5 protein-coding genes are annotated in these 11422 nt (G+C 48.5%); 3 read left to right on the forward strand and 2 right to left on the reverse strand.

Annotation, left to right across the window (positions count from 1 at the left end; all coding sequences use genetic code 11):
* The first annotated feature begins 287 nt into the window (after positions 1-287).
* Together dnaE and trxA are read left to right on the forward strand one after the other, a co-directional pair.
* Positions 288-3935, forward strand: a complete 3648-nt coding sequence (gene dnaE / locus M2133_RS12530) for a DNA polymerase III subunit alpha (protein ID WP_277466498.1) — start codon at positions 288-290, stop codon at positions 3933-3935.
* 76 nt (positions 3936-4011) lie between these two features.
* The gene (gene trxA, locus M2133_RS12535) at positions 4012-4326 is read left to right on the forward strand and encodes a thioredoxin (protein WP_277466499.1); all 315 of its coding nucleotides are present in this window, start codon (positions 4012-4014) and stop codon (positions 4324-4326) included.
* Here trxA and mnmD read toward each other — a convergent pair.
* On the reverse strand, positions 4318-4992 hold the full coding sequence (gene mnmD / locus M2133_RS12540; RefSeq protein ID WP_277466507.1) for a tRNA (5-methylaminomethyl-2-thiouridine)(34)-methyltransferase MnmD: 675 nt from the start codon (positions 4990-4992) through the stop codon (positions 4318-4320). The genes trxA and mnmD overlap by 9 nt on opposite strands.
* Positions 4993-5136: 144 nt before the next feature.
* Here mnmD and M2133_RS12545 point away from each other — a divergent pair, with 144 nt between their 5' ends.
* Positions 5137-7815, forward strand: coding sequence for an ATP-binding protein (locus tag M2133_RS12545; RefSeq protein ID WP_277466500.1), 2679 nt, complete (start codon positions 5137-5139; stop codon positions 7813-7815).
* 25 nt (positions 7816-7840) lie between these two features.
* Here the strand turns inward: M2133_RS12545 and M2133_RS12550 are convergent, their stop codons facing one another.
* Positions 7841-10753, reverse strand: coding sequence for a DEAD/DEAH box helicase (locus M2133_RS12550; protein WP_277466502.1), 2913 nt, complete (start codon positions 10751-10753; stop codon positions 7841-7843).
* Positions 10754-11422 lie beyond the last annotated feature (669 nt).

Here is an 11422-nt window from a genome sequence, read left to right on the forward strand (position 1 = left end):
ATCACCCTAAACAGTTTTTCGTTTTTTTACTTGCATCATACAGGAGTTTTAGGGGTTTTTTGCCTTTTTTGTTTTTTTATATATGTGATTTACAGTGATATGGAAAATCCTGTATGATGTAAGTAAAAAAACGAAAAACTCTGTTCGGAGGCTATTTTGGGGGTGTCTGTTCCGCAAGGACTCCTTTCGGATCTGTAAATTCCGGATAAACGCAATCGTCAAACGCTTACTCTATTCTTTCGTTTTTTGTATCTTTGAGGGAATTTTACTAAAAGTGATTGACACCTATGGAACCATTTGTTCATTTACATGTTCATACCCAATATTCTTTGTTAGACGGACAGGCTTCTATCGATGCGCTGATCGATAAGGCGCAGAAAGACGGGATGCCTGCGATTGCCGTGACCGACCATGGAAATATGTTCGGGATCAAGGAATTTTTCAATAAAGTAAACAAGAAGAACAGTAAATACATGGGGGTGATCAAGGATTGTCAGAAAGAGCTCGACGCCCTGAATGATAAATCGAATCCCACGGAAGAGGAGCTGGAACGTATCCAGAAGCTCTCCGAAAAAATAGCGGAAGAAAAGAAGCACCTGTTCAAGCCCATTATCGGCTGTGAGTGCTACTGCGCGCGCAACGGCCGGGAGAAGAAAGACGGGAAAGAAGACCTGAGCGGCTGGCATCTGGTGGTGCTGGCGAAGAATCTGAACGGCTATAAAAACCTGATCAAGATGGTGTCGCTGGGCTGGACGGAAGGTTTTTACGGACGCGCGCGTATCGATAAGGAGTTGTTGGAGCGCTACCACGAAGACCTGATCGTAAGTTCTGCCTGCCTGGGGGGTGAATTGCCCCAACATATTATGAAAGGCCGGGTCGACAAGGCGGAAGAATCTTTGTTGTGGTTCAAGAACCTTTTCGGCGACGATTTTTACCTGGAGTTGCAACGGCATAAGACGACCGATCCGAAAGCCGATCCGACCACTTATCCGACCCAGTTGGAAGTCAACAAAACGTTGATCGAGTTGGCACAGAAGCACCAGGTGAAACTGATTGCGACCAACGACGTGCATTTTGTGAACGAAGAAGATGCCGAGGCGCACGACCGCCTGATCTGCCTGAGTACGGGGAAAGATTTTGATGATCCCTCTCGTATGCGTTACTCCAAACAGGAATGGATGAAGTCGACGGCGGAGATGAACCAGTTGTTTGCCGATCTGCCCGAGGCTTTGCGTAATACGCTCGAGGTGGCCGACAAGGTGGAGTATTATTCCATCGACCACGGGCCGTATATGCCCGACTTTCCGATCCCCGACGCATTCAAAGACGACGACGATTACCTGCGCTACCTGACCTATCAGGGCGCCGACCGGAAATACGGCGATACCTTGAATGATGAGATCCGGGAACGGATCGATTTTGAGTTGGAGACCATCAAGAATATGGGTTTCCCGGGTTACTTCCTGATCGTGCAGGACTTTATCGCTGCCGCGCGTGAGATGGGGGTTGCCGTGGGGCCGGGCCGTGGATCGGCGGCGGGATCGGCGGTGGCCTATTGCCTGGGTATTACCGATATCGACCCGATCAAATACGACCTGCTGTTCGAGCGTTTCCTGAACCCCGACCGTATCTCGATGCCCGATATCGATGTGGACTTCGATGACGACGGGCGCGGACAGGTCTTGAACTGGGTAACCGAAAAATACGGGAAAGAGAAAGTGGCTCATATCATCACGTATGGAACGATGGCAACCAAATCGGCGATCAAAGACGTGGCGCGTGTGCAGAAATTGCCGCTATCCGAATCGAACCGCCTGGCGAAACTGGTGCCCGATAAGATCCCGGATATCAAAAAGGTGAACCTCAGAGCGGCGATCGAATATGTGCCGGAGCTGCGGGAGGCTGCCAATTCGCCGGATCCGACGATGCGTGATACATTGAAGTACGCGCAGGCGCTTGAAGGCAATGTCCGGAATATCGGGGTACATGCCTGTGGGGTGATTATCGGGAAGTATGATATATCCGATGTCGTGCCGGTAAGCACCACGAAAGATAAAGAGACCGGCGAAGAGATCCTGGTGACCCAATACGAAGGGGCGGTGATTGAAGATACCGGCCTGATCAAGATGGACTTTCTCGGGTTGAAGACGCTTTCGATCATCAAAGAGGCGATCGAGAATGTCTCGCTGACCACGGGCGAACGGATCGATATCGATAAGATCGATATTGAAGATCCATTGACCTATGAACTCTATAGTGCGGGCAAGACCACCGGCACGTTCCAGTTTGAATCGGCCGGGATGCAGAAGTATCTGCGCGAATTGCAACCGACGAAGTTTGAAGACCTGATCGCGATGAATGCCCTGTATCGTCCGGGACCGATGGATTATATCCCTTCTTTTGTCGCCCGTAAGCACGGACGGGAAGAGATCACCTACGACCTGCCGGTGATGGAGCGTTACCTGAAAGATACGTATGGCATTACGGTCTATCAGGAACAGGTCATGCTCCTGTCGCGTCTGTTGGCGAACTTCACCCGCGGCCAGTCGGATGAGTTGCGAAAGGCGATGGGGAAGAAGTTGATCGATAAGATGAACGCCCTGAAAGAGAAATTCCTTAACGGGGGGAAAGAAAACGGGTACGAAGAAAAGATACTGAATAAGATCTGGGCCGACTGGGAGAAGTTTGCTTCCTATGCCTTCAATAAGAGTCACGCGACCTGCTATTCGTGGGTGGCCTACCAGACCGCCTGGCTGAAAGCACATTATCCTTCGGAATATATGGCGGCGGTGTTGAGCCGGAATATCTCGAACATCACGGAAATCACGAAGTTTATGGACGAATGCAAAGCGATGGGTATTCAGGTCTTAGGGCCGGATGTCAATGAGTCGATGCTTAAATTCTCTGTAAACAAAAAAGGGGATATCCGTTTCGGGATCGGTGCCGTCAAGGGGGTGGGCGAGAGTGCGGTGATGAATATCATCGAAGAGCGCAAAAACCGTCCGTTCACCAATATCTTTGATTTTGTCGAGCGGGTGAACCTGACGGCCTGTAATAAAAAGAATATAGAAGCTTTGGCTTTGTCCGGCGCGTTTGATAATATGGGAATCATCCGGGAGCAGTTTTTTGCCGTCGGTGGGAAGGATGGGGAGATATTCCTGGATACCCTGGTGCGCTACGGGAATAAATATCAGATGGATAAAGCATCGGCAGCCAATTCTTTGTTTGGTGATGCGGATATGATTGAAATATCCAAACCGCCGATCCCGGTTTGTGAACGCTGGAGCGATCTGGAGCGGTTGAACAAAGAAAAAGAACTGGTGGGCATCTATCTGTCTGCTCATCCGTTGGACGAATACCGGATCATCCTGGAGTATGTGTGCAATACCGGTATCGCTGAACTGAATGAGATCGAGACCCTGCGCGGACGGGAAGTATTGATGGGCGGTATCATTACCGATTTCCGGGAGGGGATGACCAAAAAGGGCAGTCCCTACGGTATCCTCAAGATCGAGGATTTTACGGGGAGCGCGGAGATCCCGTTGTTTGGAAACGACTATGTGGAGTATAACAAATATGGTCGTCCCGGCATGTATCTGCTTCTGCGCGGGAAGGTCGAACCCAAGCGCTGGCGCGAAGAAGAACTGGAATTCCGTATCGGAACAGTCAGCCTGTTGCAGGATGAGAAAGACAAACTGATCGAGCGGATCAGTATCACTTTGCCGATCCACGACCTGGATGAGCCGATGATCACCGAATTATCCGTTTTGATAAAGAACAATCCCGGGAATAGTTTGTTATATTTCAAAGTAATTGACGGCGAGCATAATGTGATGTTGGATTTGTTCTCGAAAAATGTCCGGTTGAATGTTACCCGTGAACTGATTGATTATCTGACAGGGAACGAGAATGTTGACTTCAAAATCAATAAATAGGTTTGGTCGGCCCGTAAAGAATGATTACTTTTGACATCGCTAAAACGATACAATTGAATATTAAACATAGAACAAAATGGCATTAGAAATTACAGATTCAAACTTTAGAGAGTATATCGACTCCGGCAAACCGCTGGTCTTGGATTTTTGGGCGGTATGGTGTGGACCGTGTCGCATGGTTGGTCCGCTGATTGATGAATTGGCTACGGAATATGAAGGACAGGTGAATATCGGTAAAGTCGATGTGGATGAAAATAATGATGTCGCTACGGAATTTGGTATCCGTAACATCCCGACCATCTTATTCTTTAAGGATGGCAAAATGGTTGACAAGCAAGTCGGCGCCGTACCTAAAGCAAAAATAGAAGAAAAGATCAAGGCGTTACTCTAACTCCTTTATTCCTCTTAACATATGCCTTTTTCCCGGAGGACCGGGTAGGCGTTCCATCTTGAATCCGGCACGTTGCATGCGGCGGCGCACTTCGCCTTTGGCACAGTAGGTGACGATCAGGGCATGAGGTGAGGCGTTTGCGTAGAGCTTCTCGAAGATCGCAGGTTGCCACATCTCGGGTTGTTTATCCGGGGCAAAAGCATCGAAGAATATTAAATCAATAATAGAGGGCAGAGAGCAAGTATTGCTGTCGCCCTCTGTTTTGTATAGGGTGAACCGATCGGTGATCGGAACCGGACGACCCCATTCGGCCGCATGTATTTCGCGGAACCACGCCGCACCCATCGGGCCGATAGCCTGCCCGTAATTGAGGCTGTCGGTAATCTCCTTGTCTAATGGATAGCGCTCGATCGTATGGTAATGAATCTTTTTGGAAGGGGAAAGCGCGGTATATTGAAGCGCGAGTAAGGCGTTTAACCCGGTGCCAAAACCAATCTCCAGGATGCGGATCTCGTCTTTCCGGATCTCCTTCAAACCGGCATCAATAAAGACATGAGCCGATTCCTGCAAGGCTCCGTTTACCGAATGATAATGTTCATCTAAAGACGGGACATAGAGGGTGTGACTCCCATCTTCGGTGAGTTGTATGATCTTTTTCTCTTCCATCATTTTTCTTTTCGCAGGCAAAGATAGGACTATCAACCATAATTGAGCATAAATTTGTTGGTTTGATGATATTTACTATCTTTGTGTCTTTGTAATGTGGTGTCCTGCGAGGACATCGCCCCGTTTTATTAATGTATAAAACAGATGCGTTATAAGATAAATTTACGCTTTTTGATTGTGGTATGCGCCTTTGTGTTCTCAGTATTTGCTAAAGCTGAAGATACGAATCACATCCTTATTATCAGTTCGTATAATCCGGATACCCGGAATATGTCGAAAAATATCACCGAGTTTACCGAAGAATATAAACGTCTGGGCGGTACGTATATCGTTGAAATTGAAAATATGAACTGCAAAAGCCTTCCGGAAGCGCCGATCTGGAAGGAGCGGATGAAAGGGCTTCTGGATAAACACCGGGACGACCGCAAACCCAGCATGATCATTATCTTAGGCCAGGAAGCCTGGTCGTCTTATATCTCCCAGGATGAAATACCTTTCCGGGATGTGCCTGTATTATTGGGCATGATCAGCCGGAATGCGATTTATCTGCCCGATTCTTCCGTGGCTTTGCCCGAATGGGATCCGACTTATGTGGATATCAGCACGTATGAGAGTGAGTTCCCGCTTTCCGGTTATCTGTATTCGTATGACGTGGAATCCAATCTCGAATTGATCCATACCCTTTACCCTTCGATAAAAAACCTGGCGTTGATCTCGGATAATACGTATGGGGGGATTGCTTTACAAACCTTTGTGAAAAAAGAAATGGAAAGGCTTGCCGGCTATAACCTGATTACGCTGGACGGCCGGCAGAATGATATCTATACGGTGGTTGAACAAATCAAACTATTGCCGGAAAATACGGCGATCCTGATGGGAACCTGGCGTGTGGACGTCAATGACGGACATTATGTAGGCAATGCGACCTATTCCATGATGACGGCCAATCCGAAATTGCCGGTATTCACCCTGACCGCCGTAGGGCTGGGGCACTGGGCGATAGGCGGTAATATCCCCGATTATGACAACCGGAGCATGGGTAAAGACCTGGCGCAACAGGCGGTCTCTATCCTCAAAGGCGAGGTGAAAGCCGAAGATATCAAGCCGATTATTGTGCCGAATGTCTATACTTTCGATGCGCACAAATTGAAAGAATTCACGATCGATACGAAGAAATTACCTCATGGGTACACTTTGATTAACCGGGATGAAAGTATTCTGGTAAAGTATAAGTTTGAGATTCTTATCCTGATCGTTACGATATTATCCATCTTCCTCGTGATGGTCATGGTCTTCTTCTTGCGGATGAAGAAGATGAAAGACAGCCTGTTGGACTTGCAGAAAGACAATGAGCTGATCATGAATAATATGCAGTCGTCAATCCGTTTCGTCAAACCGGACTTCTCGGTGAAATGGCATAATAAGATCGATTATCCCTGTAAGCCGGAGTTCGGACCGGATAACTGTTTCCTGTCGGACGATGCCAAACTGCCTTATTGTACGAACTGTACGGTGGTCAAGGCCATGCGTACCCGCAAAACGGTTGAGATTACCCGGGGCGGACAGGATGGCACGTATATGCACGTATTGTCGACGCCGGTATTCGATGAGAAAGGAACCTTATTGGGCGTGGTATTCAAGAAGGAGGATGTGACTAAGCAAAAGATTGTCGAGCATGAACTGCGTCAGGCAAAAGACAAAGCGGAAGAGTCCGATAAGCTGAAATCAGCCTTCCTGGCGAATATGAGCCATGAGATCCGTACGCCGCTGAACGCGATTGTCGGTTTCTCCGGCTTGCTGGCCGTGACCGAAGATATGGATGAGCGACAGGAGTATATCAATATTATCAATACGAATAATGATCTTCTGTTGCAGTTGATCAATGATATCCTTGACCTGGCGAAGATTGAAGCCGGCACGCTCGACTTCACCTACGGGGATGTGGATGTGAACAAGCTCTTCTCGGATATCGAGCAGACTTCCCGCCTGAAAGTACGGTCGGGTGTCCATCTGGAGTTTGCCGATAAGAACCCGACCTTTGTGATTTATACCGATAAGAACCGGTTGTCGCAGGTGATTACCAACTTCCTCAATAACGCGATGAAGTTTACGGAAACGGGAAGTATCACTTTCGGTTACCGGCATGAATACGGCGAAATCTATTTCTATGTGAAAGATACCGGTTGCGGTATGCCGGCAGAGAGTGCGCAGACCGTCTTTACCCGCTTTGTGAAACTGAATAGCTTCCAGCAGGGAACAGGTTTAGGGCTCTCGATCTGTGAGATGATCGTGAAGAAGATGGACGGGGAGATCGGTGTGGATTCCGAATTGGGAAAAGGTTCGACTTTCTGGTTCAGATTGCCTGATTCGATTATCCGTTCGGCTGAAGACTATGCGGATGAGGCCCTGACAGAAGAAGCCGCTGCTCCTTTCCTTATTCCGACAACTCCGGATAAGAAATTGAAAATCTTAATTGCCGAGGATAACGACAGCAATTACATCCTGTTCAAGTCGATGTTGAAAGACTATGAATTGTATCATGCCTGGGATGGGGTAGAAGCGGTCGCTTTATTCAAAGAACATCAACCGGATATTATCCTGATGGACATCAAGATGCCGAATATGGATGGCTACGAAGCCGTGGCGGAGATCCGGAAAGAGAACGGCTATATCCCTATCATCGCGGTTACGGCCTTTGCTTTTGAAGATGATGAGCGGCGAGTGAAAGAGTCCGGATTCACCGACTATATCGCCAAACCGATCAATCCGGAAAAGCTATTGACCGTTATCGATACTTACCTTGAATATAAAGATGCCGAATAAACGGGTATCGTGCTCCCTACGGCTGTTAGGGGTTTAACAGGTCTTCAATCTCGTCCCAGTTCATCTTGGATAGCGGGTTCTGCGACTCTATAAAAGTTTCGAACAGCGCCGATTTGGATTCCTGGAGGTGTAGGATTTTCTCTTCGATCGTTTCGGTGGAGATAAAGCGATAGGCAATCACCGGTTTCTCCTGTCCGATACGATGTGCCCGGCTCAGGGCTTGCATCTCGGCTGCCGGATTCCACCAGGGATCGATGATAAACACATAATCGGCAGCCGTCAGGTTCAACCCGGTTGAGCCGGCCTTCAACGAAATAAAAAAGCAATGCACATCCTCCCGATCGGTGAACCGTTTGATCTCCTCTTCTCTCCGGCTCGTTTCTCCGGTAAGCATCGCGTATTTCCAGCCTTGTTGGTCGAACTTACGGGCAATCAGATTCAAGTGTTTGACGTAGGAGGAGAAGATCAATACCTTATGCCCGCTCGCTTTCAGGTTTTCGAAGAATAACAGGATCTGTTCGAACTTACCCGAATCGCCCGAATAGTCCGGATCAACCATCTGCGGGTGATTGGCCAACTGGCGCAACCGGCTTAATCCTTCCAGGGCAATGAATGTCTTCTGCTGCGGGGTCGGGTTTTCTTTTGCCTCGAGCAACGTATTCCGCACCCGGTTCTTTTCGATCTGGTACCGTTCCTGTTGCTCTTCGGTCATATCGCAATAGACCACTTCCTGCAAGAGCGGCGGGAGCTCGGGCGTGACTTCCTGCTTGGTCCGGCGAAGCATAAACGGGGCAATCATCCGGCGCAAGGCCTTCTCGCGCTCTTCGTTCTTCTCCCGTACGATTTTCTGGATAAATTCTTTCTTGAAAGAAGAGAAACTGCCCAATAAACCTTCGTTGATGAAATTGAATTGTGCCCAAAGATCTTCCAGGGAATTCTCGATAGGCGTACCGGTCAAGACCAGGCGATGGGCACTCTGCAGGCGTTTCGCCGATTGGTAGGAGAGGGAAGAGGGGTTTTTGATATACTGGCTTTCGTCCAGGATAATGGTCTGGAAATTATAGTCTTGTATGTATTCGATATCGTTGCGCATCACGCCGTACGAGGTGATGACGACTTCGAAGCGATCGAAGATCTGCCCGATACTTTTATTGCGTATCCGGTTGGCTCCGGCATAGATGAAAACCCGTAGTTCCGGGGCGAAACGTTTCAGTTCGTTTTTCCAGTTGTGCAAGAGCGAGGTCGGGGCAACAACTATGCTGGCAGGCAATGCCGGGCGGGTGGCGTCGAATAGGGAATACTGCCCATCCCTGTTTGTCGCTGTCTTGTGTTCGGCATATTCATAGATGTGTTGGAGTAGGGTGATCGTTTGTAATGTCTTGCCCAAGCCCATATCGTCGGCCAGGCATCCTCCGAAATGGTGTCGGTATAAATGTCCCAGCCAGTAGAATCCTTCTTTCTGATACGGACGCAAGGTCGCCCGTGTCTGTGTGGGAAGCGCGGGATGTTCGACCGGAATCTGCATGATCTCTTTTAACCGCTCCTGCATGCCGGCCGTGATCTCGTGTTGCAACGCCTGGGCGACGATCGGTGCATGCACTTTTTTCATTTGCAAGGCATCGCCTTTTTCTTTGGCGTAACGCAAGAGGTCATGATATTGAACGAACCACTCATCGGGTAGGATCAATATGCGCTTGTCCGGCAGTATGTATTCTTTCTTTCCCTCCAGAATGTGACGCCGGAAGCGATGGAAAGGGATACGGAACGGGCCGGCTATAACTATGATCTTTACTTCAAACCAATCGATCTTCTCTTCTACGGACGATTCTTTCTGTATCTCGCCCACGAAATAGGTGATATCCAGGTTTTGCTCTAACAGGAAGTGGTGGGATAAGGCCTCCCGTCGGGCGCTTAGCCATTCGATTAAACCGTACGGCTCTTTATTGTCGGGTAGGGTAAAATGGTTGGGGCCTTGTCGTTTGAGGCCTTCCTGTTCCAGTAATTCGATCGACTGTTTTTCCTGTTCCGGATTCCGGTTGTACCATTCAATCGTAGTCAATCCCTCGGATTCGATGACTTTGACGATCTTCTTTTGTTTTTTATCGGGGAGAAAGCGGTCTTCGTTGTAATGAAAGGCAGGCAGGAGCAGGAAATCCTGGTTGAACCCTTCCTCCAGGGTGAGGATCGGCTGGACGTGCGGATGGATCTGCCGAACGGGTATGCCTGTGATATTCACTTCGTAATCCAATAAGGTCTTGGCGATGAAATTCCGGATGTATAATTGTTCCGAGGCCGCCGGCACGATAATGTAATTCTTATTGAAGAAAGGGGTCAACTTTTTGGATTCGATCTTATCGACGCAGTGGATCTCTTTATCGATCAAGACGACAGCCGGTTTGTCGGAAAGGAGGATGCCCCGTTTATTCAAGAGTGTGATCTCTTTCCCCCGGTTGCTCATCGTGATGTGGTAGCGCAATTCTCCTTCTTTCTTCTCGAAATTGAAAAGACAGGCAGACTGGGTGGTCAACACCTCGAGCCGGTTCTGCACAAAAAGCGTATTGTTGGAAAGGTCGGTGCGGATAAATACCGGAATACCCGTCGCGCGGGCGATCAGCGTGATTTTGTAGTTGATCTGTTCGATGCGCGGACGGAGGTATTTTTCGAGCAATTCGGGCGTGATCTCTTTGTGAAAGTCAGCAACCGATTTTTTCTTTGAATACAATTTCATCAGCGACTGGTCGGAAATCTCGCCGATCAGCTTGATCAAGCGCACGATCTCTGTCTTATTCCCTCTCTCTTCTTCCTGTTCTGCCCGCGGCGCTCCCAGGATTCGCATGCTGCCGCTCTCCGTCTGTTCGGCTGAAAAAACGGAGTATTTCCACCCCAGGTAACGGTGGTCATAAAGCACCAAGATGATTTCGTCTTTTGTCGTTTGCATATCTTTGGGAAACAAAACTTACAAAGATACGAATTTGTGCGCATACGCACCACATAAAAGTTTTTACCCCGGTCTTCACCTTTCACCCGGTCGCCAGATACCTGTATTGATCAGCGTTTCGGGTGAAGGCTTGGAGAAGAACTGTAAATCGGGTGCCATAATATCCAGTCGAATTTCAACGACACAAGTCAAGGAAGGGAAGGGCAGTCAAAAGGCCGGCAGGGTTTTCCAAAAGGCTGCCGGCCTTTTCGAAAACCCTGCCGGCTCTTTGGCAAAGGTTGCCGGCCTTTTGGAAAACCCTGCCGGCCTTTTGCAGAAGAAAGCTTCTTCTCTTTGAATAGATCCCTCTTGCTATTCCGCATGATCCGTATTTTACTTTCTTCTTCCAGTGCGTGTGTGACAGGGTGATTGGTAAAACTATCACAGTGGTGATATTCTCAACACGCAGGCAAAGCTATCATACAAAGTGGCAATCCTATCACGCCTGCATTGATCAGCCTTTCGAGAAATTTGTTACAAAAATTAACAACGGCGAAACTATCACCGAATGATAGCTTTGCCATTGCTTCGAATGGTGTCCTACGTAAAGAAGAAGCGCACATCCGGAAAATCCGGATGTGCGCCATATGTTCGTATACAAAAATTGAGGGTCTCTGTTATCCTACGGTT

Origin of the sequence: Parabacteroides sp. PF5-6 (assembly GCF_029504695.1) — a bacterium.
GTDB lineage: Bacteria > Bacteroidota > Bacteroidia > Bacteroidales > Tannerellaceae > QVMG01.